The following is a 25,519-nucleotide window of genomic DNA, read 5'->3' as shown; positions in this document are numbered from 1 at the left end:
TCCATGTACCGATTCCGTCAACGCACGTGGTGGGCCGGCATCCTGCTGGCACTGCTCGTTCCGGCGGCGTCCTACGCCGCCGAACCGGCCTGGCCGCAACGGCCGATCCGGCTGTTGGTTCCCTACGCCGCCGGCGGCTCGACCGATATCGCCAGCCGCCTCATCGCGCAGAGACTCTCGCAGACCCTGGGCCAGCCGGTGGTGGTCGAGAACCGGGGCGGTGCCGCGGGTTCGGTCGGCGCGGCCTATTTCGCCAAATCGTCGCCCGACGATCATTTCTTCATGATGATCACGCCGTCCCAGTTGTCGATCAATCCTTATCTGTACAAAACGGATCTCGGCTACGACGCCGAAAAGGACTTCGTTTCGATCGGGCTCGCGACCCAGACGCCGAACGCCATCGTGGTCTCGCCGTCGCTGAAGGTGAATTCGCTCAGCCAGCTCATCGAACATGCCAGAGCCCATCCCGGCAAGGTGGCGTACTCCAGCGCCGGCATAGGCAGCACGGGCCATCTGCTGAACGAATTGATCAAGACGCTGACCAGAATCGAGATCCTGCACGTTCCCTATCGCGGCAACGGCCCCGCCATGCAGGCCCTGCTGGCCGGCGAGGTGCAGTTCAACACCGACAACCTTCCGCAACTGCTGCCGCAGATCCAGGCCGGCAAGGTCCGCCCCATTGCCGTGACTTCCAGGCAGCGCTGGTTCCAGCTTCCCGACGTTCCCACGGTTACCGAGGCGGGCTATCCGAATCTCACCACCAGTGTCTGGTTCGGCATGGTGGGGCAGGCCAGCCTGCCCAGACACGTCGTCGCCCGCATGAACCAGGCTCTGAATACCGTCCTGATCGATCCGGTTTTCGTCGAGAAGCTCAAGGAAGTCAGCCTGGAAGCCACCCCGAGCACACCGGAGGAAATGGCGGCGCACGTGCGCGCCGAGGCCCGGCGCTGGTCGAAGGTCATCAAGGAGTCCGGCGCGACCGCCGACTGACCCGCCCCCCATCCATCCGCATCCGGAGCATTCGATGTTGCAAGTCACTTCCCTGCGAACCGGCGGCCAGATCCTCGTCGATGCGCTCAAGACACATGGCGTCGACCACGCCTTCTGCGTACCCGGCGAGAGCTTCCTGCCCGCACTGGACGCGCTGCACGCGTCCAGCGACGTCATCAGGACGATCGTCTGCCGGCAGGAAGGCGCGGCGGCGCACATGGCGGAGGCCTACGGGAAACTGACCGGCAAGCCCGGCGTCTGCCTGGTCACCCGGGGACCGGGCGCGACCAATGCCAGCATCGGCGTCCACACCGCCAGCCAGGATTCGACGCCCATGATCCTGCTCGTGGGACAGGTCGGCACACATCTGCTGGAACGTCAGGCCTGGCAGGAGATCGATCTGCGCAGCATGTTCGGTTCGTTGGCGAAATGGGTCACGCAGGTCGACCATCTGGAACGCCTGCCCGAGATGATGAACCGCGCGTTCCAGACCGCGGTCTCGGGCCGGCCGGGCCCCGTCGTCGTCGGCTTGCCCGAGGACGTGCTCTACCGGCATCTGGACCTGCCCGACACCCGGCCCTTCGCGCCGGTACAGCCGCAGCCCGGCGTTGCCGACATGGCGCGCTTGCGCGAGTTGATCGAACTGGCGCGGCGCCCGCTCATGATACTGGGCGGAGGCGGCTGGAGCGCCGAGGCCTGCGCCGGCATCCAGGCTTTCGCGCAAGCCTTCCAATTGCCGGTCGGCACGGCCTTTCGCCGGCAGGACCTGTTCGACAACGCGCATCCCAACTATGCCGGCGACATCGGGGTCGGGATCGCCGAGTCGCTGGCACGGAGGGTACGCCAGGCCGATCTGATCGTCGCGGTGGGTGCGCGCCTGGGCGAGACCACGACCGCGGGATACACCCTGCTGGCCGTACCCTCGATGGAGGCCCGGTTCGTCCATGTCCATCCCGACATCGACGAACTGGGCAAGGTCTACCGACCCGACCTGGCCATCAATGCCGGCATGGCCGACTTCGCGCTTGCCGCGGCGAAGCTCGAACCACCGCGCCACCCGGCATGGACCGGCTGGACACGATCGGCGAACGCAGACTATTGCGCGACGCTCGTCCCCACCGCCATGCCTGGATCCTTGAACCTGGCCGAAGTGGTCCGGCACGTGCGCGATCGGCTGCCCGCCAACGCGATCGTCGCCAACGGCGCGGGCAACTACACCGGCTGGATCCATCGCTTCTTCCAGTACCGCGGCTTTCGCACCCAGCTCGCGCCCGCCAGCGGCGTCATGGGCTACGGGATTCCCGCCGCCTGCGCCGCGGCGGCCATCCACCCGGACCGTCGGGTGGTGTGCTTCGCCGGCGACGGCTGCTTCCTGATGAACAGCCAGGAGCTGGCGACCGCGAAGCAGTACGGCCTGCGCGTGGTCTTCATCGTCGTCAACAACGGCATGTACGGCAGCATACGCATGCACCAGGAGATCCATTATCCCGGCCACGTCTTCGGCACGACGCTGGAGAATCCGGACTTCGCCGCGCTGGCGGCCGCCTATGGCATCGCCGGCTACACGGTGGAAAAGACCGAAGACTTCGCGGCGAACTTCGAGCGTGCGCTCGCCGCCCCGCACGGGGCCCTGATCGAATTGCGCATCGACCCCGAGGCCATCACCCCGCGAACGACGCTGAGCGAACTGCGCGCGCGAAGCGAACAACACCGCTGAGGTCCGACCCCACGCCCGGGCACCTCTCGGTTCCATCCATTGCATGAACGGAGCTTGACATGATCGAACACATTCCCCTGACCGAACGCCAGCAACGAATCGACGCGGCGGGATTGCCGCGGGACGCGACCTCGCAGTTCCTGCAAGCCGTCCAGGCGTGGGAGGCCCGGCCGGCGCCGTCGACGCTGGACGAGGACTCGGCCCTGGTCCGGTCCGTGTGCCACCAGGGACGCCAACTGCTGGCCCGCCTACCGCTCAAATCGGCCCGCGACGCCACGCAGAAAGACGTGGCGCACGTGATCTTCCACCTGATGGCCGACGCGGCCTGGCGCTTCTTCCGGCACCATGCGCACCCCCTGTACCGGGACCTGACGGGCAACGGAACGCGTCCGCTGCGGGTGGACGAACTGGCCTGGCAGGCCGCGGCGCGGCTGCCGGGCATCCTGCCCAGCAAGGACGAGCTGCGGGCGGAAAGCGAATTGCTGCAAAAGGACAAGGACGGGCTGGAAATCAACCAGGGCCTTTTCTTCAGCCACCTGTTCACGGACCGGGCCATCGGTTCGCACCTGATACGGACCATGCTCAGGCCCCTGCCCCAGTCGTTCGAATACCTGGACGAATTCCGCAAGAGCGGACGCGTCCAGCTGGACAAGGCGCTGGTCGAGGCCAAGGCCCAGGCCGGATTCCTGACGTTCCAGAACCTTCGCTACCTGAACGCCGAGGACGACACCACCATGGTGCCCTTCGAGGTGGCGACCGACCTCATCCTCATGCACGCCGACCTGCGGCTGGGCGTCATGCGCGGGGGCGTGGTCGACCACCCGAAGTATGCCGGCCGCCGCGTGTTCTCTGCCGGCATCAACCTGACCCACATCTATCGCGGCAAGAAATCGTACCTGGGCTTCCTGACCAAGAACATGGGGTTTTTCAACAAGGTCCACCGCGGCATCCTGCCTCCCGGGCCCGACAGCCTGGACGTACCGCTGGACGAACCCGAATCCACCGTCGAGAAGCCGTGGGTGGCGGTCATCGAAACGTTCGCCATAGGCGGCGGGTGCCAGTTGCTGCTCGTGGCCGACTACGTCATCGCCGAATCCGGCTCCTTCTTCAGCCTGCCGGCACGCAAGGAAGGGATCATTCCCGGCCTGGCCAACCTGCGGCTGCCGCGCTTCACGGGAGAGGCGCTGGCGCGCCAGGCCATCATGTTCGACAAGCTGTTCAAGGTGGAGACCCCCGAGGGCCGCACGCTCGTCAGCGAAGTGGTGCCGCCCGGGGAAATCGAACAGGCGGTCGAACGCTGCGCGGCCAACGCGCTGGGCGCCGGCATGGTCAGCATCAGCGCGAACCGCAAGGCGCTGCGCGCCCAGGCCGAGCCCATGGAGGCCCTGCGGCAATACCTCGTCACCTACGCGCGGGAGCAGGCCTTCTGCCACCTGAGCGAAGATCTCATCAACAACCTCGAGAAGAACTGGAACGCCAAAGAGCGCAAGCTCTGACGGCTTTCCGGACCGCGTCCGCAGAGAGGCATGCATGTCCATCGAACATCCCGATCTGAAACTCTACATCGACGGCCAATGGATAGGCGGCGAGGGCCGCGACACCATCCCCGTCGTCGACCCGGCCACCGGGCAGCCCATGGGAGAGCTGCCCTCGGCCACGCCGGCGGACCTGGACCGGGCGCTGCAGTCGGCGGCCGCCGCCTGGCCGGGCTGGAGCGCGACCCCGGCGGTGGAACGCGGCCGTATCCTGCGGCGCGCCGCCGAGCTGATGCGCGGCCGCCGGGATCGCATCGCACGCCTCCTGACCCGCGAGGAAGGCAAGCCGCTTGCCGAGGCCCTTATCGAGGTCGACGGCGCCGCCGCGCACATCGAATGGATGGCCGAGGAGGGAAGGCGGGGCTACGGGCGCATCGTCGGCGGTCCCGCAGGCATCCGGCAGAACGTCCTGAAACGCCCGATAGGCGTGGCCGCAGCCTTCTCGCCCTGGAACTTCCCCGCGACCACGCCGGCCCGCAAGCTGGGCGCATCCCTGGCGGCTGGATGCTGCTGCATACTCAAGGCCCCCGAAGAAGCGCCGGCCACGGCGATCGAGATGGTGCGCGCATTCGCCGAAGCCGGCGCGCCCCGCGGCGTGATCAATCTGGTATGCGGCGTGCCGGCCGAGATCTCCAGGCACCTCATCGCCTCGCCGGTCGTCCGCAAGGTGTCCTTCACCGGCTCGACCGCGGTGGGGCGCCAACTGGCCGGACTGGCCGCCGCGGCGGTCAAGCCCATCACCATGGAGCTGGGCGGCCATGCCCCGGTTCTGGTTTTCGACGACATCGACGTGGACGCGGTCGTGCGCCTGTGCATCGCCAGCAAGTACCGCAACGCCGGCCAGGTGTGCGTCTCGCCGACGCGCTTCTATGTGCACGAGCGCATCTATGAACGCTTCGCCGGCGCTTTCGCCCAGGCGGCCTCGGCGCTGAAGATCGGCCCCGGCCTGGACGAGGGGACGCAGATGGGGCCGCTGGCGAACACCCGCCGGCTGGCGGCGATCGAGAACGCGGTGGCCGACCTGAAATACGCCGGCGCCCGGCTGATCGCGGGCGGAGAGCGTCTGGACCGGGCGGGAAACTTCTTCGCCCCCACCGTGTTCTCGGACGTGCCGGCCCAGGCCCGCGCCATGCGCGAAGAGCCTTTCGGCCCCATCGCCTTGCTGCTGCCTTTCCGTGACGAAGAAGCCGTCATCGAACAGGCGAACGCTCTTCCCTACGGCTTGGCGGCTTACGCCTTCACCGGCGACGGCAGCCGGCAGTTGCGGCTTTCCGAGAGGATGGATACGGGCATGCTGGGCCTGAACACGTTCTTCATCAACGGTCCGGAAACGCCATGGGGCGGCGTCAAGGAAAGCGGCTACGGCAGCGAGGGGGCCACCGAAGGCCTCGAAGCCTACCAGACCACCCGCCTCGTCGTGCAAACCTCCAGTTTCTGATTCCCTTTCTCCCATCCCTCAGGAGCGCTCCATGGCAGACGCCGCACACACCGGACCACGCAACGCCTCCCAACCCGTCACGACGCTGCGCGAATGGCTGGACCGCCTGGCCGCCAACGACAGGCTCGCGCTCATCCAGGCAGGCAAGTCCCTGCGGTTCGACATCGCCGCCATCGCCTCGAAGCTGGACGGCCGCCAGGCGACGTTCTTTCCATCCCCGGAGGGACACCGCATTCCCGTACTGTCAGGCATCGTGTCGCGGCGCGAATGGATCGCCGACGCGATGGGCGTGGCGCCCGCCGACCTGCTCAAGCGCTACCAGCAGGCGGTGGGCAACCCGCTGCCATGCGAAGAAGTGGGCAAGGCACCGGTGCAGGAGATCATCCATCGCGGCGACCTCGACATCGGCAGGCTGCTCCCCGCCCCGATACACAACGAGCACGACGGCGGCGCGTACCTGACCGCGGGCCTGCTGATCAGCAGCAATCCCAGCACCGGCCGGCAGAACGTGTCGATCAACCGCTGCCACCTGAAGGGCGGCAACCGGATGGGTGTCTCGGTCTCGTCGCGCGACACCGGCGCCTTCCTGAATCTGTGCGAGAAAGCCGGCAAGCCTCTGCCCATCGCGATCGCCATCGGCGTGGATCCGCTCACGCTCATGGCGTCGCAGGCCATCGTGGCCATGGACCAGGACGAGCTCGAAGTCGCCGGTGCGCTGCGGGGCGAGCCGGTGCGCGTCATCAAGTGCCTGACCAATGATCTGCGCGTTCCGGCCGAGGCCGAGATCGTTCTCGAAGGCCGGATCCTGCCCAACGTGCGCGAGCCCGAGGGGCCGTTCGGGGAATTCACCCAATATTACGGGCCGCGGGGCGACCGCTTCGTCATCGAGATCGATGCCGTCACCCACCGGCGGTCGCCGATATTCCACACCATCATCGGCGGCGGCACGGAACACATTCTGCTGGGCGCCGTCGCGCGGGAAGCCAGTTTTCTCACGACCATGCAGCGGATATTCCCCAACGTGACCAACGTGCACCTGGCCCCCGGCGGGGTCGGCCGCTACCATCTGTACGTGCAGATGAAGAAGCTGCACGAAGGCAGCGCCAAGAACGTCATCTTCAGCGCCCTCGCCATGCATCACGACGTCAAGCAGGTCATCGTGGTGGACGAGGACATAGACATCTATGATCCGCAGGAAGTCGAATGGGCGGTCGCCACGCGCTTCCAGGCGGACCGGGACCTGGTCGTCGTGGACAACTGCCGGGCCTCCAGGCTGGACCCCACCTCGCGGGGCGGGATCGGATCCAAGCTGGGACTGGACGCCACCAAGCCGGTCGACGCTCCGCCGGAACAGTTCCTGCGCATCGGCGTACCGGGAAGAGATGCGGTCGATATCGAAGCGGTAAGATCGGACATTGCCTCCGGATCATGGCGAAAGGTTTGCCCGGACTGACATGGCCCCCCGGGGGCAGGGTTGAACATCCACGTGACGGGAGTCCACGCTTGCTGACGCTTCCCGACCTGTTGCAGAGCACGGCCCAGGCGCATGGATACCGGGTGGCGATCCATTCGCCGTCCGGCTGCCTCAGTTGGAGGCAGCTTGTCGAACGCGTCGCGCGCAGCGCCGACATGCTCCGCTCGCTGGGGCTGCATCCGGGCGAGCGGTTCGCCACGCTTTGCCGGAATTCCGTCTCGCACGCCCAGCTGCTGCTGGGCGGGTACTGGTCCGGCATCGTGCCGATTCCCATGAACTTCCGGCTCACTGGCGGCGACGTCGCCTGGATGCTCGAGCAATCCGGCTGCCGGATGCTGATGGTGGACGAGGAACTTGCCTATCTGCTGGATCAGGCGCAGCTTGTTCCATGGCGCGGGCGAGCCGTTTGCGTCGGCGCCGCTCCCGGCATCTTCGGCATTCCCGGTACGGACTCCCTGCTGGCCGACGCGCGGCTTGCGGCGCCGCATGCGGTGCGGGAAGACGATCTTGCATTGTGTCTCTATACCGGCGGCACCACCGGCCGAGGCAAGGGAGTCCGGCTCACGCATCGCAACGTCGTCGCCAACGCGCTGCAGCTCGCCCGCGTGATGGCCCCCGCACCGGAGGACATCTATCTCCATGTCTCGCCCATGTATCACTCGACGGATCTCAAGGCGACCGTGGTCAGCATGTTCGGGGGCTCGCACGTCTACCTGAAGGATGCCTCGCCCGAGGACGTGCTCGATGCCATCGAGCGTCATCGCGTCACCATCGCGAGCCTGCTGCCTGACATGATCGCCCGCATCCTCAAGGAAACCTCGGTCAGCCGCTACGATCTGCGCAGCCTGCGCCTGATCAGCTATGGCACCTCGCCGCTGGACGAGTCCACCCTGCGGGCCGCGATGGCCGCCTTCCCTCGCGCCGGTTTCCACCAGTGCTACGGCCTGACCGAAACCTCGCCCTACATTGCCATCCTGGACGAAGAGGCGCACCGCCGAGCCGTGACGGATCGCCCCGAACTGCTCAAGGCGGCTGGACGGGTCCTGCCCGGCACGCGGCTCGCGCTGCTCGACGACGCCGGCAGCGAAGTGCCGGCGGGGGGGACTGGCGAAATCGTCGTATCGGGGCCGCAGGTCACCGATGGCTATCTCGGCCTTCCCGAGGAAGAGGCCCGGGTTTTCCGCCAGGGAGCATTCCATACCGGCGATATCGGCCGCATCGACGACGACGGCTTTCTCTACATCCTGGACCGCAAGGTGGAAGTGGTCGCGGCGCGCGGCGCGAACGTCTATACCAAGACGGTCGAGGACATCCTGCGCCAGTGCCCCGGCATTGCCGAGGCCGCGGTGGTAGGCGTGCCCGACCCGTTCTCGGGAGAAGCGCTGCTCGCCGTGCTTGTCCCCGACGGCCCCGCTCCACCCCTGGCCGCCATCGTCGAGTTCTGCCACGGCCGCCTGCCGGCCGGCCAGATCCCGGGCCAGTTCATGTTCGTGGACGGTCTGCCCCGCACGCCGCTGGGGAAGGTAAAGAAGCAGGAACTTCAGGAAGCCTACCGCTCGCAGCTGGAAGCCCACGGCGCTGGCGGGCGGGCCCGGCGTCGCGCGCGCCCGGGAAGAGCCTGACCGCGGCGCCGGTCAGGCGCTCCAGCCTCGCGACCGCATCCACGCCGCCAGCGATTGCTCGGTATCGGCTCCCTCGCTGGCCAGCCACTCGCAAAAGGTACGCACCGCCCGGCTCTCCGCGGGAGGATGGGGATGGCTGGCATAGTAAGTCCGCCGCTTGACCGGCGGCGTATCGAGCGGCACCGCCAGCCTGCCCGCGATGATGTCGTCGATGACGAGGAATAGCGGCACCAGCATGACGCCCAGGCCTTCCATAGTCGCCTGCAGCGAGAAGTACATCTGCTCGAAACTCAGGATGCTCGCGGGCCGGATGTGGTCGCACCCCACTCCATGGAGCCATTCCGACCAGGAGTACGACTCCGTGGCATAGCTCAGCAGGGTATGCCGCGCCAGGTCTTCCGGCCGTTCCAGCCCCGGCCATTCCAGCAGGTCGACGTGGCAGACGGGCACGACCATCTCGCTCACCACGGGGATCGAATTGCAGTTGGGCAGCGGCGCATGGGCGCTGCGTATGGCGAGATCGTAGCCGTGCTCCTGGAAGTTGACCGGCGCGATCGACGTGGTCAGGCGCACGTCGATTTCCGGCCGCCGCCGCTGGAAGCGCGAGAGCCTGGGGATCAGCCAGCGCATCATGAAGGTAGGCGGCGCATTGATGCGCAAGCCGGCCCTGGCCGACCGCTGCCGGGCCTGCATCGAGGCAACGGCGATCAGGTCCAGCCCCATCGTCACCTGCTCGAGATAGTCCCGGCCGGCCTCGGTCAATGCCAGTTGGGACGCCGATCGCAAGAAAAGCGGCACGCCCAGCCAGGCTTCGAGCAGCGCCACCTGCCGGCTGACCGCGCCATGCGTGACGTGCAACTCTTCGGCCGCCTTGGTGAAATTGACATGCCGCGCGGCAACCTCGAACACCCTGACGGCATTCATCGGAGGCAATTTTCTCATGGTCGCCGGATATTGCCATGAGCGGCCGCCGCAGCCAATCCGCGTCATCGCCTATCCCGGCGCCTCAATTGCCTATTCGCAGGTTCAGGTCATTGATCACTTTGGTCCAGCGGGACAGCTCGTCGCGCTGGAATGCGGCGAACTCGGCCGGCGGCATGAGCGGACTCATTTCGTAGCCGACCGCCACGCAGCCCTCCTTGAACTTCTCCGAGGCCAGCACCCTGGAGGCGGCGCGATACAGCTTGTCGGCAATCGCGGAAGGCGTTCCGGCGGGAGCGTAGAGACCGATCCACGAAGCGCTTTCGAAATCCACGCCTTGCTCGATCACCGTTGGAACGTCCTTGACGAAACCGCTGCGCTCCTTGCCCGTCACCGCCAACGGGCGCAGCTTGCCGGCCCGGATCTGCGGCAACGCATCCGACACCGAGGACACCAGGACCTGGACCTCGCCCGAGACCGCGGCCAGGATGGCCGGACCAGAGCCCTTGTACGGCACCTGCTGGATGTCGATTCCGGTCTTCTGCTTGAAAGCTTCGAACGCCACCTGGTGCGGCGACGACGGCGACGCGTAGAAAAGGCGGCCCGGCCTGGACTTGGCGAGCTTGACCAGATCGGTCAGCGAATGGACGGGCAGGCTCCGGGGCACCGAGAACAGCAGTTGGCTGTACCCGATCATCGTGATCGGCACGAAGTCCTTCGCCGGGTCGTAGGTGAGTGCCGGCTTCAGGCCCGGGTTGTAGGCCATCATGCCGCTGGACCCGCTCAACAACGTGTAGCCGTCGGGAACCGATTTGGCCACGAACTGCGCCGCAATGGCGCCGTCGGCACCCGCCTTGTTCTCGACCACCACGGGCTGGCCCAGTTCGGCCCGCAGGTGCTCGGCAAGCAGTCTGCCCATGACGTCGTTGCCGCCGCCGGGCGCGAAACCTATCACGAGCGTCACGGGCTTGCTTGGGTAGTCCTGTCCGGCGGCCCAAGCCGCCGTCGTCACGCAAAGCGCCAGCACCCCGCAAGCGCCTGTCCATCGCCGGTTGCCATTCATGATCGTCTCCAACGGTGTAGTTATGCGTCCGGCCCCGGTCGTCGTCCGGGTCGTGCCGGCCGTGGCCGGATCAACTCATCGCGCCTCCGCCGTCGACGGGCAGCGCCACGCCGGTTATGTACGAATTCTCGGGCGCCACCAGAAACAGGGCCGCCCGCGCCATTTCCTCGGGGATCCCGAGCCGCTTGATCGGCCGTACCTGCCGGTTCATCTCGGCATACGAATCGGCGACGATGTCGGGATTGCGCGCCAGCACGCCCTGCCAGAGAGGGGTGCTGTCGATCGGACCGGGACAGATCGCGTTCACCCGGATGCCATCCCGGGCATGCTCGACGGCCAGCGCCCGCGCCAGCATCAGCAGGCCCGCCTTCGACGCCGAGTAGGCCGGAGATTGCCGGGACGGCCGCAACCCCAGTCCGGACGCCGTGAAGAGAATGGAGCCGCCTCCCGCGCGCCGCAGGTGCGGCAGCGCGTACTTGGCACCGAAGAACCCTGCCTTCAGATGTATGTCCATGACTTGGTCATATTGCGCCTCGGTCGTGTGCTCGAGCAGGCCAGGCCCGGCCACGCCGGCATTGTGGAAGAATACGTCCAGGCAGCCATGGCGGCGGACGGTCTCGTCCACGGCATCGGCGATCCGCGCGGTCCGGCGCAGGTCGCACTCCACGAAGAATGCCTGGCCCCCCTCCTTTTCTATGTCCTCCACGGTGCGTTCGGCATCGGGCCGGTTGATGTCGGCAATGGCGATCCGGGCTCCCTCGCGCGCGAAAAGCAACGCGCTGGCCCGTCCGATGCCGGTGGCGGCACCGGTGATAAGGGCGACCTTCGAATGCAGCAGCATCAGTGGCTCCATTCCGTCATAAAACGGCTCGCGCGGCGCATCAGCCGGCTATGTCCCGAAAGGCGGGCCGGCCATCCCGCGTCATCCACATCTGGCCGCCGGCGCAGTCCATCACCGTTCCATTGACGAAGGCGGCGGCATCCGAGGCCAGGTAAAGCGCCATGTCGGCCACCTCGTCGACGGTTCCCATGCGCGCCAGCGGCACGTTGGACAGCAACTGATCCAGTTGCTCGGGTCGCCGGTTCAACGAAGTGCGAGGCGTCTCTATCAAGCCCGGGGCCAGCGCATTGACCCGTACGTGAGGCGCCAGCTCCATGGCGAGCGACCGGGTCAGGCTGATGACGGCCGCCTTGGCCGCCGAATACGCCGGCATCCCGGGGAACGGAAACTGCCCCGTCAGCGAAGCCATGTTGACGATGCAGCCATGCCGCTGCTCGAGCATCAGCGGCGCCACCGCTCGCGTGCACAGGAAGACGCTCTTCACGTTGGCCGCGAAGGTATCGTCCCAATCCCGCTCGCTCAGCTTGCAGACGCGTCCTATCCTGAATGCCGGTCCACTCGCACCGCCGGCGTTGTTGACCAGCACGTCGATACGACCGAAGGCATCGCGCGCGGCCAACGCCATGCGTTCGACCGCCTCGGGGCGCGTGACATCGGCCTGTACGGCCACCGCCTCCCCCCCGAGAGCCCGGATCTCGGCGCCGACCGACTCCGCGCGGTCCACGCCCATGTCCGCGACGCAGACCTTGCCGCCCAGCCTGCCCAGGCCCAGGGCGATCGCCCGGCCTATGCCGCTGCCCCCGCCCGTCACGACGGCCGTCCTGCCGCGAAATGACAGTTCCGACAATCTCATCTGCGTCTCCTTGGCCCCTGCGCCGTCAGGCGGCGTCGCCGCGCGGACGGATGTAGATGCCCTCGTCGACGAAGCGCTGGATGGGCTGCGCGCGCGAGCGGTCCGCCTGGTCGGTGGGAAGCCGGTCCGCGTACATGTTGACCGGATACAGCGGCTTGTCGTACATATGGCGGAAAGCCTCGCTGCGCACCTGCGTCAGCCAGTTGTGGCGCGGATCCATGCGCCGGCGGCGCAGCGCCTCGAGGCTGATCTGCGCGGCGGTCACGGTCTCGCCCGGGTAGTTCACGTGCTGCACGATCGCGCCGTGGTAATCGATCACCATCGACCCGCCGGGATAGGAATTGGCCGGATTGCCGCGCACGATCAGGTTGCCCGGCGCGCAGGCGGCCACGTACATGGTGTTGAACGCGGCGTGGGCGCGATTGGTGACTTCCCACAGGTCCTGCGGCGGCGAGCCGTCCGGCTCGGCCATGCCGCTGGACCTGATCATGACCTCGCAGCCCTGCAGGGCCATGGCTCGCGAGTGCTCCGGGTAGAACGCCTCGTTGCAGATCAGGTAGCCCAGCTTGCCGATGTCGGTCTCGACGACGGGGAACATACAGCTCAGCACGTCCCCCTTCTTGCGGCCGTACTTGCCGTCCATGGCCTCGATGTAGCGGTCCCATACGTCGTGCGGGCTGACGTCGTCGCGCCCGCTGTAGGGCAGGTAGGGACAATATTTGTGGCGCTTGTAGATCACCTCGCCGCTGGGATCGATGATGAACGCGGCGTTGAACGCGAACTCCGTGCTGATCTCCGGGATCACCTCGTGCGCGCTGCCGGCGATGTAGGTCTTGTACTTGCGCGCCTGCTCGGCCAGGAGTTCGATTTCGTCGCCGGGAATCCGTATCGCCATGTCCTTGGCGACCTTGGTGAACAGGTTCGAGTAGGGTTCCGGATTGTTGTTCCAGCCCTGCATGAAAACCTCCGGCAGCACCACCAGCTTGAGCGGCGCGTACTCGCGGAACGCCAGCCGCGTCGGCCCATAGCCGAAGATCTCGATGATGCGGTCGAGGTTGGCCTTGCGGATATCGCGCCGATGGTCGATGCCCACACGGTTGGTCTGCATCAGGACGATGGAATACAGGTCGCTCACTGTCGCTCCTTTGGATGCTCCGGGAGCCCGGTCCATGCCGGCTCCGCGGTTTCTCTTCTGTAGACGCAGTGTGCATGGCCGGCCTTGGGCCGGCCAATCGAGATATTTTTAGGGACCTTCAGGAAAACTCACAGCGCGCGTCCGTCAGTACCGGTTCGAAAAGTTCGCCGATATGCGCTGCTTCAGATATTCGGCGGCGGTGACGGGCGGATACTTGCGGGCGGGCCCTTCGATCACCACGTCCTCGTTGGCCTGGCAGAAGAACGCAAGGCTGTAGCGGGCGCCCTGGTACTCGTGCGGCTGCGGGTTGCGCACGCGGTGGAAGTTCGACGGCAGCGCGTCGTCGCTCCAGCGCATCAGCATGTCGCCGATATTGCAGGTAATCACTCCCTCGACCGGCGCGACCGGCGTCCAGGCGCGGCTCTCGGCGTCCTTGCCCGGCAGCACCTGCAAGCCCGCCTGGCCCGCGCGCTGGAACAGCAGTGTCAGGCAGTCGTAATCGGTGTGGGCGCCGGCGCGCCACAGGCCCAGCTCGTCCTCGAGGGCGGGATCGACGGCGAAGTAGTGCAACATGCGCAAGGTGCTCTGGTAGGCAGCGGGAGCGGGATCATGGGCCTGGGTGAAGAAGTCGGGCGCGAAGCCCAGCTTCAGCGCAAAGCAGGACAGCAGCCGCATCCCGACCTCCCAGCACTGGCGCTCGAACCGCAGGGTGGCCTCCTTGAAGCCCGGCAGTTCGGCCTCGGCCGGCCACAGGCCGTCCATGCGCGGACGCGTCACCTGGTAGGACTCCTTCTGGTCCGGCGTACGGGTGGAGGGCCGGATCTGGGCCTTGTGCTCCCAACCGGCGTTGCGGGTCAACGGCCATTGCGCCTTGGTCTCGCGCGGCAGGGCGAAGAAGCGCTCGGCGCGCACGAATGCGGCCTCGATATCCGACGGCGGGATGCCATGGTTCTTGACCTGGAAGAAGCCGATCTCGGTCGCGGCGCGCCAGATCTCGTCGGCGATCTCGGCATGCCTGCGTTCGAAATCGGCCACGTCGACGATGCGGATCTCGCGCTGGGTCTCTTGCCCCATGCCCCCCATGCGGGATTCTTTCTCGAGTTCTCCCAGGCCATAGCCGGAAGGAGTCTGGGGGGACGGCGTGGCACGCGTGGCTTTCATGATGACATCCTCGTCGAAGAACAAGGGACACCGACCACTACCGGGCATCGAGCGGGGCGGTCGTGTCGCACTTGAAGGTTGGCATGGCCGGCCGCGGCGCGATGTCCGCGACGGCCTCTTCAAGAGCAATGACCCGCCAATCGCCCCCGGGACGATTGCGCTGAACGCTTCTACTCTTTCGGTAGGCGGCCATGCAAGAACCGCACCAGGCGCATCGACCCGCGCGCCGCCCTGGAACGTCTTACCTCGTGGCCACCGCGTTCACCAACTTTGTGCAGGGACACCGCACCAGGAAGCCTCTTTGCACCAATCGAAAGCAGCGGCATGACGACCGGCCCGTTGCGTGCCGGCCTGCCGCCCCTGGTGTCCCGTCCCGAAGAAAAGGCACGATGCCGGGTCCGCGCCCGAAGTCTTTCCGACCGATGGCACACCCCTTGCTTGATCGCTTGCAGAGTAGAAGCGTTCAGCGTCGGCGCGCGGCATTCCGCGCGCCGACGCCCGGAAATTGCTCGAGTCGCGCCGGACAGGCTTGCCACAGGCATGTCCGGGAATTCTCCATTCCACGACACGGGATCTCCATCAGATGAACCGCCGCCAGTTCCTCGCCACGCTGTCCGCTTCCGCCCTTGCCGGGGCATATGCCCACCCGATTTCCGCCCAGCCGCGCAGCCTCACTCCGATCAAGTTCACGCTCGATTTCCGCGTCACCAGCCAGACCTCGCCCTTCTTCCTGGCGCTGGCCAAGGGCTACTACAAGGAAGCCGGGCTCGACGTGAGCATCGACGTCGGTTCCGGGTCGGTTGCCTCGATCACCCGCGTCGCCAGCGGCGCCTACGATCTGGGCCTGGGCGACATCAGCTCGCTGGTCGAATTCCACGCACAGAACGTCGGCGCGCCGGTCCAGGGCGTCTACCAGTACTACAACCGCGCACCCTTCGTCATCATCGGCCGCAAGGACCGCGGCATCACGACAGACTTCGCCAGCCTCCGGGGCAAGCGCGTCGCCGCCGCGGCGGTCGAGTCCACGCGCCGATGCTGGCCCATGGCGGCGCGCCAACTGGGCATCGCGCCCGACCTGTTCCAGTGGATCACCACCGATTTCAGCACCCGCGACAACGTCATGGTCCGCGGCGACGTGGACGCGGCCACCTATTTCCACGACTCCGCCGTCTCGCTGTTCGCCCGCATCCCGCAGCAGGAACTCGCGGTGCTCGAATACGCCAGGACCGGGCTGAGCCTGTACGGCAACGCGGTGTTGGCCAGCCGCCGGCTCATCGCCGAGAAGCCCGAGGCGATCAAGGCCTTCCTGGCCGCAAGCAATCGGGCGCTGGTCGAAACGCTGGCCGACCCGAACCCCGCCCTGGCCGCCATCAAGTCTCGCGAAGCCATCATCGACCTGAAGGTCGAGCGCGAGCGCTGGGACATCACGCGCCGCTACCTCGCCACCGACGAGACGCGCGCCCACGGCCTGGGCAGCGTGCGGACCGACGTGCTGCAACGGCAGATCGACGAAGTGGTGGCCGTCTTCGACCTGCCGGCCAAGCCCTCGATCGGCCAGATTTTCGATGACGGCCTGCTACCGCCCGCCCCGCAGCGCAAGGTGCCGGCGTGACACCCACGCTGCCCGCCGAACAGGCGCTCGATGAAACGGACGGCATCCATCTGCGCCGCGCCATCGAACTGGCGAACGTCGCCCGGTCGCGCGGCAACCGCCCATTCGGCTCGGTGATCGTCGGCGCCGATGGCGCGGTGCTGGCCGAAGCCTGGAATCGCAACGGCGAAACCGGGGATTGCACCGCGCATGCGGAAACCGAGGCCCTCCGTATCGCCAGCCCCCGCCATTCGCGCGACGAACTGGCGGGCGCGACGATCTACGCTTCGGGCGAGCCGTGCGTGATGTGCGCGGGCGCGATCTACTGGTCCAACATCCGGCGCGTGGTGTTCGGCATCGACGCGGAGCGGCTGCGCGTTTTCCGCGGCGACCGGCTGGACCAGCGCGACGCGGAACTGTCGTGCCGCGACGTGTTCGACGCCTCGCCGACAGGCATCGAATGCATCGGTCCGGCGTTGCTGGAGGAAGCCGCGGCCTCTCACGAAGGCGGCTGGAAGACCTGAGCGGAAAACCGCCCGCGGCGGAAAAATAAAAAGGCCTGGGCCCGGTGCAATACCGGACCCAGGCCTTCAACGCTTCGGACGGGCGAGGTCCCGAGGGCCCTCGCCGTACGCCGCCTACTCCTGGCTGCCGCCTTCCGGCTCGTCTCCCGACGGCGTCGAGGTGACGCTTTCGGCCGGCGTATTGAAGATTTCGCTCTCGTCGAAGGTGTTGCCCACGTCGGCGAATACCACTTCGCGCTCGGCGGCCTCCTGGGCTTCCTTCTCCTTGCGGGCGCCATGGTAGGCCATGCCGGTACCCGCGGGGATCAGGCGACCCACGATGACGTTTTCCTTCAAGCCGCGCAGGTCGTCGCGCTTGCCCATGATGGCGGCTTCGGTCAGGACACGCGTGGTTTCCTGGAACGAAGCGGCCGAGATGAACGAGTCGGTCGACAGCGAAGCCTTCGTGATACCCAGCAGCACGTTCTCGTACGAGGCCGGACGCTGGTTGTCGGCGTTGACGCGGTCGTTCTCGTTCAGCATCTCGGCGCGTTCGACCTGCTCGCCCGGGATGAACGAAGTGTCGCCCGGGTCCACGATGTTCACGCGGCGCAGCATCTGGCGCACGATCACTTCGATGTGCTTGTCGTTGATCTTCACGCCTTGCAGACGGTAGACGTCCTGCACTTCGTCGACGATGTAGATCGCCAGCTTCTCGATGCCTTGCAGGCGCAGGATGTCATGGGGATCGGCCGGGCCGTCCACGATCATTTCGCCCTTGTTCACCACCTGGCCGTCGTGCACCAGCACCTGCTTTTCCTTCGGAATCAGGAACTCGTGGCTGACGCCGTCCAGGTCAGTGATGACCAGGCGCTGCTTGCCCTTGGTGTCCTTGCCGAACGAGACCGTGCCGGTGACGTCGGCGAGCATGCCGGCATCCTTGGGCGAACGGGCTTCGAACAGCTCGGCCACGCGCGGCAGACCGCCGGTAATGTCGCGGGTCTTCTGCGATTCCTGCGGAATACGCGCCAGCACCTCGCCCACGCCGACCTGCTGGCCGTCGCGAACGGTGATCAGCGCGCCCACCGGGAAGGAGATGCTGACCGAGTGATCGGTACCGGCGATCTTGACTTCCTCGTTGGCGGCGTCGAGCAGCTTGACCTGCGGACGCACGGTCTGCTTGGCGCTGCCGCGCGTCTTGGGCGTGATCGCGACCAGGGTCGACAGGCCGGTGACTTCGTCGAGCTGACGGGCCACCGTGACGCCTTCTTCCACGTTCTCGAACTTGATCGTGCCACCGTACTCGGTGATGATCGGACGAGTCAGCGGATCCCAGCTGGCCAGTTGCGCACCGGCCTTGACCGCCGCGCCGTCGCCGTGCAGCAGGATCGCGCCGTACGGCACCTTGTGGCGCTCGCGCTCGCGGCCGTTGTCGTCGACGATCAGGATTTCTCCCGAACGCGAGATGGCGACCTGCTCGCCCTTGCCGTTGGTCACATAGCGCATGGCGCTGGTGAAGCGCACCGTGCCGTTGGACTTGGTTTCCACGCCCGAGGCCAGCGCCGCGCGCGAGGCCGCGCCACCGATGTGGAACGTACGCATCGTCAGCTGCGTGCCGGGTTCGCCGATGGACTGGGCGGCGATGACGCCGACCGCCTCGCCCACGTTGACCAGCGAGCCGCGGCCCAGGTCGCGGCCGTAGCACGCGGCGCACAGGCCATGGCGGGTCTCGCAGGTCAGGGCCGAGCGGACCTTCACTTCGTCGATGCCCAGGCGCTCGATCGCGTCCACCGCGTCTTCGTCCAGCAGCGTGCCGGCCTCGAACACGGTTTCCTGCGTGTCGGGATCGACCACGTCGGCGGCCGCGGTACGGCCGAGGATACGGTCGCGCAGCGGTTCGATCACTTCACCGCCCTCGACCAGCGCCTTCATGGCGAAGCCGAAGGTCGTGCCGCAATCGTCCTCGGTGATGACCAGGTCCTGCGTCACGTCCACCAGGCGGCGGGTCAGGTAACCCGAGTTCGCCGTCTTCAGCGCCGTGTCGGCCAGGCCCTTACGCGCACCGTGGGTCGAGATGAAGTACTGCAGTACGTTCAGGCCCTCGCGGAAGTTCGCGGTAATGGGCGTCTCGATGATGGAGCCGTCGGGCTTGGCCATCAGGCCCCGCATGCCGGCCAGCTGGCGGATCTGGGCCGCGGAACCGCGGGCGCCGGAGTCGGCCATCATGTAGATCGAGTTGAACGATTCCTGGCGGGTGGCGGTGCCGTGGCGGTCGACGACGGGCTCGGTCGAGAGCTGTTCCATCATCGCCTTGCCCACGCGATCGCCGGCCTTGCCCCAGATGTCCACCACGTTGTTGTAGCGTTCCTGGGACGTGACCAGACCCGACGAGTACTGCTTGTCGATTTCCTTGACCTCTTTGCTGGCCTCGGCCAGGATGCCTTCCTTGGCGGACGGGATCAGCATGTCGTCCATGCAGATCGAGATACCGCCGCGGGTGGCCAGGCGGAAGCCCGACTGCATCAGCTGGTCGGCGAAGATCACCGTGTCGCGCAGGCCGCAGCGGCGGAACGACTGGTTGATCAGGCGCGAGATTTCCTTCTTCTTCAGGGGCTTGTTCAGCACCGAGAAGGGCAGGCCCTTGGGCAGGATTTCCGACAGGATGGCGCGGCCGACGGTGGTCTCGAAGCGGCGCAGCACCGGCTGGTATTCGCCGTTCTCGTCACGCTCGTACTCGTTCAGGCGCACGGTGATGCGCGACTGCAGCTCGACCGCCTTGTTCTCGTAGGCGCGCATCACTTCGGACACGTCCACGAAGTGCAGGCCTTCGCCGGCACCGTTCACGCGTTCGCGCGTGGCGTAGTACAGGCCCAGCACGATGTCCTGCGAGGGAACGATCGAGGGCTCGCCGTTGGCCGGGAACAGCACGTTGTTGGAGGCCAGCATCAGCGTGCGGGCTTCCAGCTGGGCTTCCAGCGACAGCGGAACGTGGACGGCCATCTGGTCGCCGTCGAAGTCGGCGTTGAACGCCGCGCAAACCAGCGGGTGCAGCTGGATGGCCTTGCCTTCGATCAGCACCGGCTCGAACGCCTGGATACCCAGGCGGTGCAGCGTCGGGGCGCGGTTCAGCATGACCGGATGCTCGCGGATCACCTCTTCGAGGATGTCCCACACCACCGGTTCCTGCGTTTCCACCAGCTTCTTGGCCGCCTTGATGGTCGTGGCCAGACCCATCATTTCCAGGCGGTTGAAGATGAAGGGCTTGAACAGTTCCAGCGCCATCAGCTTGGGCAGGCCGCACTGGTGCAGCTTGAGCTGCGGGCCCACCACGATGACCGAACGGCCCGAGTAGTCGACGCGCTTGCCCAGGAGGTTCTGGCGGAAGCGGCCGCTCTTGCCCTTGATCATGTCGGCCAGCGACTTGAGCGGACGCTTGTTGGCGCCGGTCATGGCCTTGCCCCGGCGGCCGTTGTCCAGCAGCGAGTCGACGGCTTCCTGCAGCATGCGCTTTTCGTTGCGCACGATGATCTCGGGAGCCTTCAGTTCGAGCAGGCGCTTCAGGCGGTTGTTGCGGTTGATGACCCGGCGATACAGGTCGTTCAGGTCGGACGTGGCGAAGCGGCCGCCGTCCAGCGGCACCAGCGGGCGCAGCTCGGGCGGCAGCACGGGCAGCACTTCCAGGATCATCCAGTCGGGCTTGATGCCGGACTTCTGGAAGCCCTCCAGCACCTTCAGGCGCTTGGAGATCTTCTTGATCTTGGCGTCCGAGCTGGTGGCCTGGAGGTCGGCGCGCAGCGTCTCGATCTCGCGGTTGATGTCGATCGTGCGCAGCAGTTCGCGCACGGCCTCGGCACCCATCACCGCCCGGAAATCGTCACCGTACTCTTCGGTCTTGGCCAGGAAGTCGTCTTCCGACATGATCTGGGCGCGCTTGAGCGGCGTCATGCCCGGATCGATGACGCAGTAGGCTTCGAAGTACAGCACGCGTTCGATGTCGCGCAGCGTCATGTCCAGGACCATGCCCAGGCGCGACGGCAGCGACTTCAGGAACCAGATATGAGCGACCGGGCTGGCCAGCTCGATATGGCCCATGCGCTCGCGGCGAACCTTGGCCAGCGTGACTTCCACGCCGCACTTCTCGCAGATCACGCCGCGGTGCTTCAGGCGCTTGTACTTGCCGCACAAGCACTCGTAGTCCTTGATCGGCCCGAAGATCTTGGCGCAGAACAGCCCGTCGCGTTCGGGCTTGAACGTGCGATAGTTGATCGTCTCCGGCTTCTTGACTTCGCCGAACGACCACGACCGGATCTTCTCCGGCGACGCGATGCCAATGCGAATGGCGTCGAACTGTTCTTCCTGCGTAACCTGCTTGAACAGATCCAATAGCGCTTTCATGGCGACTCCTATCAGTTACGCTCGAGGTCCATGTCGATCCCGAGCGACCGGATTTCCTTGACCAGCACGTTGAACGACTCGGGCATGCCGGCGTCGATCACGTGGTCGCCCTTGACGATGTTCTCGTACACCTTGGTACGGCCATTCACGTCGTCGGACTTCACGGTCAGCATTTCTTGCAGCACGTACGAAGCACCATAGGCCTCCAGCGCCCACACTTCCATTTCCCCGAAGCGCTGGCCACCGAACTGCGCCTTGCCGCCCAGCGGCTGCTGGGTCACCAGCGAGTACGGGCCGGTCGAACGGGCGTGCATCTTGTCGTCGACCAGGTGGTGCAGCTTCAGCATGTGCATGTAGCCGACCGTGACCGGACGCTCGAACATCTCGCCGGTGCGGCCGTCGTACAGGTAGGCCTGGGTCTTGGAGTTGGTCAGCTTCAGGCTCTCGGCCAGTTCGTCCGGATAGGCCAGGTCGAGCATCGCGCGGATGTCGTTTTCCGAAGCGCCGTCGAACACCGGCGTCGCGAACGGCACGCCGTTGCGCAGATTCTGCGCCAGTTCGATCACCGCGTCGTCATCCAGCTCTTCCAGGCGGGCGGCCGTGCCGGTGGTGTTGTAGACCTTGCCGACGAACTCGCGCACCTTGGCCACTTCGACCTTGCGCGCTTCGGCCAGCATTTCGTTGAAGCGCTGGCCCAGGCCCTTGGCGGCCCAGCCCAGGTGCACTTCCAGAACCTGGCCCACGTTCATCCGCGAGGGCACGCCCAGCGGGTTCAGCACGATGTCGACGGGGGTGCCGTCGGCCATGTGCGGCATGTCTTCCACCGGGGTGATCTTCGAGACCACGCCCTTGTTGCCGTGACGGCCAGCCATCTTGTCGCCGGGCTGCAGGCGGCGCTTGACGGCCAGGTAGACCTTGACCATCTTGAGCACGCCCGGGGGCAGCTCGTCGCCCTGGGTCAGCTTCTTGCGCTTCTCTTCGAAGGCGAGGTCGAACTGGTGGCGCTTCTGCTCGATCGACTCCTTGGCCTGCTCGAGCGCGGTAGCGGCGCCCTCGTCGGCCAGGCGGATGTCGAACCACTGCCAGCGGTCCAGCTCGGCCAGGTAGGACTTGGCGATCGCCGCGCCCTTGGCCAGCTTGCGCGGGCCGCCGTTGACGACCTTGCCGACCAGCGACTTCTCGATACGGTCGAAGGTATCGTTTTCCACGATACGCAGCTGGTCGTTCAGGTCCTGGCGATAGCGCTTGAGTTCATCGTCGATGATGGACTGGGCGCGCTTGTCGCGCACGATGCCTTCGCGCGTGAACACCTGCACGTCGATGACGGTGCCGACCATGCCCGAGGGCACGCGCAGCGAGGTGTCCTTCACGTCGGAGGCTTTTTCGCCGAAGATCGCGCGCAGCAGCTTCTCTTCCGGGGTCAGCTGGGTCTCGCCCTTGGGCGTGACCTTGCCGACCAGCACGTCGCCCGCCTCGACTTCGGCGCCGATGTAGACGATGCCGGATTCGTCCAGGCGGTTCAGCTGGCCTTCGGACAGGTTGCTGATGTCGCGCGTGATTTCTTCCGAGCCCAGCTTGGTGTCGCGGGCGACGACCGTCAGTTCCTCGATGTGGATCGAGGTGTAGCGGTCATTGGCGACCACACGCTCGGACATCAGGATCGAGTCCTCGAAGTTGTAGCCGTTCCAGGGCATGAACGCGACCAGCATGTTCTGGCCCAGGGCGAGTTCGCCCAGGTCGCTGGAGGCGCCATCGGCGAGCACGTCGCCCCGGGCGATGATGTCGCCGCGGCGCACGATGGGGCGCTGGTTGATGTTGGTGTTCTGGTTGGAACGGGTGTACTTGATCAGGTTGTAGATGTCGACGCCGACTTCACCCGCGGCGTTTTCATCGTCGTTGACCCGGATCACGACGCGTTCGGCGTCGACGTAGTCGACCAGGCCGCCGCGCAGCGCCTGCACGGTGGTGCCGGAGTCGACCGCCACGGTGCGTTCGATGCCGGTGCCGACCACGGGCTTCTCGGGACGCAGGCAGGGCACGGCCTGGCGCTGCATGTTCGAGCCCATCAGCGCGCGGTTCGCGTCGTCATGCTCGAGGAACGGGATCAGCGAAGCGGCCACGGACACGATCTGCGACGGCGCCACGTCCATGTAGTGGACGTTCTCGGCGGCGGTCAGCATCGTTTCGCCGGCCTGGCGGCACGCCACCAGGTCGTCCACGAAATGGCCTTCGGCGTCGAGCGTGGCGTTCGCCTGCGCGATCACGTAGCGGCTTTCCTCGATGGCCGACAGGTACTCGATCTGGTCGCTGACCTTGCTGTCCACGACCTTGCGGTACGGCGTCTCGAGGAAGCCGTACTCGTTCAGGCGGGCATACAGGGCCATCGAGTTGATCAGGCCGATGTTCGGACCTTCGGGCGTCTCGATCGGGCAGACGCGGCCGTAGTGGGTCGGGTGCACGTCGCGCACCTCGAAGCCGGCGCGCTCGCGGGTCAGACCGCCGGGGCCCAGGGCCGAGACGCGGCGCTTGTGCGTGATCTCGGACAGCGGGTTGGTCTGGTCCATGAACAGCGACAGCTGGCTCGAACCGAAGAACTCCTTGATGGCGGCCGAGATCGGCTTGGAGTTGATCAGGTCGTGCGGCATCAGGTTCTCGGCCTCGGCCTGGCCCAGGCGCTCCTTGACGGCGCGCTCGACGCGCACCAGGCCCGCGCGGAACTGGTTCTCGGCCAGTTCGCCCACGCAGCGCACGCGGCGGTTGCCCAGGTGGTCGATGTCGTCGATCTCGCCACGGCCGTTGCGCAGCTCGACCAGCACCTTGATGGTGTCGAGGATGTCCTCGTTGCTGAGCGTCATCGCGCCGGTGATGTCGTTGCCGCGACCCAGGCGGCTGTTGACCTTCATGCGGCCCACGCGCGACAGATCGTAGGTTTCCTCGCTGAAGAACAGGCGCTGGAACAGGGCTTCGACGGCTTCCTCGGTGGGAGGCTCGCCGGGGCGCATCATGCGGTAGATCGCCACGCGCGCGGCGGTCTGGTCGGTGGTCTCGTCCACGCGCAGCGTCTGCGAGATGTACGGGCCCTGGTCCAGATCGTTCGTGTAGAGCGTCTGGATCTCGCGCACGTTGTTCTCGCGCAGCTTGTTCAGCAGCGACTCGGTCAGCTCTTCGTTGGCATGCGCCACGATCTCGCCGGTTTCCGGATCGACGACGTTGCGGGCCAGCGCGCGGCCCAGCAGGAAGTCTTCCGGCACCGAGATGCGCTTGGTCTCCGCGGCCACCAGGTCGCGGATGTGCTTGGCGTTGATGCGCTTGTCCTTGGCGACGATGACGTTGCCGGACTTGTCATTGATGTCGAAGCGCGCGACTTCGCCCTTCCAGCGCTCGGGCACGAACTCCATCAGGCCGCCTTCGCTCGCCAGCTCGAAGCTGTCGAACGCGAAGAAGTGCGCCAGGATGCTCTCGGGCGTCATCCCGATGGCCTTGAGCAGGATGGTCACGGGCATCTTGCGGCGGCGGTCGACGCGGAAGAACAGGATGTCCTTGGGGTCGAACTCGAAGTCCAGCCACGAGCCACGGTAGGGAATCACGCGGGCCGAGAACAGCAGCTTGCCGGAGCTGTGGGTCTTGCCGCGGTCGTGCTCGAAGAACACGCCGGGCGAACGGTGCAGCTGCGAGACGATGACCCGCTCGGTACCGTTGATGACGAACGATCCGGTGGAAGTCATGAGCGGGATCTCGCCCATGTAGACTTCCTGCTCCTTCACTTCCTTGACGGTGGGTTTGCTGGCCTCGCGATCGAGCAGGACCAGGCGCACCTTGGCGCGCAGGGGCGATGCGAAGGTCAGCCCACGCTGCTGGCATTCGCGCACGTCGAAGGCGGGTTCGCCCAGCACGTAGCTGACGAATTCCAGCCTGGCCATCTGGTTATGGCTGACGATGGGGAAGATCGAGGAGAATGCGGCTTGCAGCCCTTCTTCCTTGCGCTGCAGGGGTGCGGTATCCGACTGCAGGAAGGTACGATAGGACTCGAGCTGGGTTGCCAGCAGGAAAGGAACGGTTTGCACGTCCTCACGCTTGGCGAAGCTCTTGCGGATGCGCTTCTTTTCGGTGAACGAGTAGGGCATGAGCACTCCGACTCAGGTTGCACGAACCACGGGTAATGGTCCTAAAATACGACTTCGAAATCTCAATGGGGCCACCCGCCGGCTGGGCCGGTGCCCCTCTTCCGGGCTCGCCCGGCACGGGTTTCGGGTCCGAAGGCGGCATCATCCCCACCTGCG

At 66.3% G+C, this 25,519-nt stretch carries 16 protein-coding genes; 8 read left to right on the top strand and 8 right to left on the bottom strand.

Going from position 1 to position 25,519, the window contains the following annotated elements; all coding sequences use genetic code 11:
• Positions 1 to 3 precede the first annotated feature (3 nt).
• Genes EV675_RS07720 through EV675_RS07695 form a run of 6 tightly spaced genes read left to right on the top strand, consistent with a single transcriptional unit; the run spans position 4 to position 8,776 of the window.
• A complete protein-coding gene (locus EV675_RS07720; protein WP_130356718.1) occupies positions 4 to 990 on the top strand; it encodes a Bug family tripartite tricarboxylate transporter substrate binding protein in 987 nt (328 codons plus the stop codon).
• Positions 991 to 1,024: 34 nt separating this feature from the next.
• On the top strand, positions 1,025 to 2,707 hold the full coding sequence (locus tag EV675_RS07715) for a thiamine pyrophosphate-binding protein (protein ID WP_130356717.1): 1,683 nt from the start codon (positions 1,025 to 1,027) through the stop codon (positions 2,705 to 2,707).
• A gap of 59 nt (positions 2,708 to 2,766) precedes the next feature.
• Complete coding sequence (locus tag EV675_RS07710) at positions 2,767 to 4,203, top strand: enoyl-CoA hydratase/isomerase family protein (RefSeq protein WP_130356716.1); 1,437 nt, start codon at positions 2,767 to 2,769, stop codon at positions 4,201 to 4,203.
• A 34-nt stretch (positions 4,204 to 4,237) separates the two neighbouring features.
• Entirely contained in the window at positions 4,238 to 5,680 is a 1,443-nt protein-coding gene (locus EV675_RS07705; protein WP_130356715.1) for an NAD-dependent succinate-semialdehyde dehydrogenase, read from the top strand.
• A 31-nt stretch (positions 5,681 to 5,711) separates the two neighbouring features.
• Positions 5,712 to 7,133, top strand: coding sequence for a UbiD family decarboxylase (locus EV675_RS07700; protein WP_130356714.1), 1,422 nt, complete (start codon positions 5,712 to 5,714; stop codon positions 7,131 to 7,133).
• Between the two features lie 50 nt (positions 7,134 to 7,183).
• Positions 7,184 to 8,776: a class I adenylate-forming enzyme family protein gene (locus tag EV675_RS07695; protein ID WP_165404489.1), complete on the top strand. Its 1,593-nt coding sequence runs from the start codon at positions 7,184 to 7,186 to the stop codon at positions 8,774 to 8,776.
• Positions 8,777 to 8,788: 12 nt separating this feature from the next.
• Here the strand turns inward: EV675_RS07695 and gcvA are convergent, their stop codons facing one another.
• The 6 genes from gcvA to EV675_RS07665 form a co-directional block, all read right to left on the bottom strand.
• The gene (gene gcvA, locus EV675_RS07690; protein WP_278044757.1) at positions 8,789 to 9,718 is read right to left on the bottom strand and encodes a transcriptional regulator GcvA; all 930 of its coding nucleotides are present in this window, start codon (positions 9,716 to 9,718) and stop codon (positions 8,789 to 8,791) included.
• Between the two features lie 64 nt (positions 9,719 to 9,782).
• Positions 9,783 to 10,760, bottom strand: coding sequence for a Bug family tripartite tricarboxylate transporter substrate binding protein (locus EV675_RS07685; protein ID WP_130356711.1), 978 nt, complete (start codon positions 10,758 to 10,760; stop codon positions 9,783 to 9,785).
• A 70-nt stretch (positions 10,761 to 10,830) separates the two neighbouring features.
• Positions 10,831 to 11,601 carry an SDR family NAD(P)-dependent oxidoreductase gene (locus EV675_RS07680; protein WP_165404487.1) on the bottom strand — a complete coding sequence of 257 codons (771 nt, stop codon included), beginning with the start codon at positions 11,599 to 11,601 and terminating at the stop codon, positions 10,831 to 10,833.
• 40 nt (positions 11,602 to 11,641) lie between these two features.
• Positions 11,642 to 12,454, bottom strand: a complete 813-nt coding sequence (locus EV675_RS07675; RefSeq protein ID WP_130356709.1) for an SDR family NAD(P)-dependent oxidoreductase — start codon at positions 12,452 to 12,454, stop codon at positions 11,642 to 11,644.
• Positions 12,455 to 12,479: 25 nt separating this feature from the next.
• Positions 12,480 to 13,589, bottom strand: a complete 1,110-nt coding sequence (locus EV675_RS07670; RefSeq protein WP_165404486.1) for a nitrilase-related carbon-nitrogen hydrolase — start codon at positions 13,587 to 13,589, stop codon at positions 12,480 to 12,482.
• Positions 13,590 to 13,733: 144 nt separating this feature from the next.
• A complete protein-coding gene (locus EV675_RS07665) occupies positions 13,734 to 14,750 on the bottom strand; it encodes an isopenicillin N synthase family dioxygenase (RefSeq protein WP_130356707.1) in 1,017 nt (338 codons plus the stop codon).
• A gap of 583 nt (positions 14,751 to 15,333) precedes the next feature.
• Here EV675_RS07665 and EV675_RS07660 point away from each other — a divergent pair.
• Both EV675_RS07660 and EV675_RS07655 read left to right on the top strand, forming a co-directional pair.
• Positions 15,334 to 16,362, top strand: a complete 1,029-nt coding sequence (locus EV675_RS07660; RefSeq protein WP_130356706.1) for an ABC transporter substrate-binding protein — start codon at positions 15,334 to 15,336, stop codon at positions 16,360 to 16,362.
• Positions 16,359 to 16,865 carry a nucleoside deaminase gene (locus EV675_RS07655; protein ID WP_130356705.1) on the top strand — a complete coding sequence of 169 codons (507 nt, stop codon included), beginning with the start codon at positions 16,359 to 16,361 and terminating at the stop codon, positions 16,863 to 16,865. Before EV675_RS07660 ends, EV675_RS07655 begins: the two co-directional genes overlap by 4 nt.
• A gap of 114 nt (positions 16,866 to 16,979) precedes the next feature.
• On the opposite strand, the gene rpoC is transcribed toward EV675_RS07655, so the two are convergent.
• Both rpoC and rpoB read right to left on the bottom strand, forming a co-directional pair.
• Positions 16,980 to 21,239 carry a DNA-directed RNA polymerase subunit beta' gene (rpoC, locus tag EV675_RS07650; RefSeq protein ID WP_242621356.1) on the bottom strand — a complete coding sequence of 1,420 codons (4,260 nt, stop codon included), beginning with the start codon at positions 21,237 to 21,239 and terminating at the stop codon, positions 16,980 to 16,982.
• Positions 21,240 to 21,250: 11 nt separating this feature from the next.
• Positions 21,251 to 25,363, bottom strand: a complete 4,113-nt coding sequence (rpoB, locus tag EV675_RS07645; protein ID WP_130356704.1) for a DNA-directed RNA polymerase subunit beta — start codon at positions 25,361 to 25,363, stop codon at positions 21,251 to 21,253.
• Positions 25,364 to 25,519 lie beyond the last annotated feature (156 nt).

Source organism: Pigmentiphaga kullae (genome assembly GCF_004216695.1).
GTDB classification, from domain to species: Bacteria; Pseudomonadota; Gammaproteobacteria; order Burkholderiales; family Burkholderiaceae_B; genus Pigmentiphaga; species Pigmentiphaga kullae.
The sequence above is the reverse complement of the archived record's forward strand: the minus strand, read 5'-3'. Positions and strand labels throughout refer to the sequence as shown.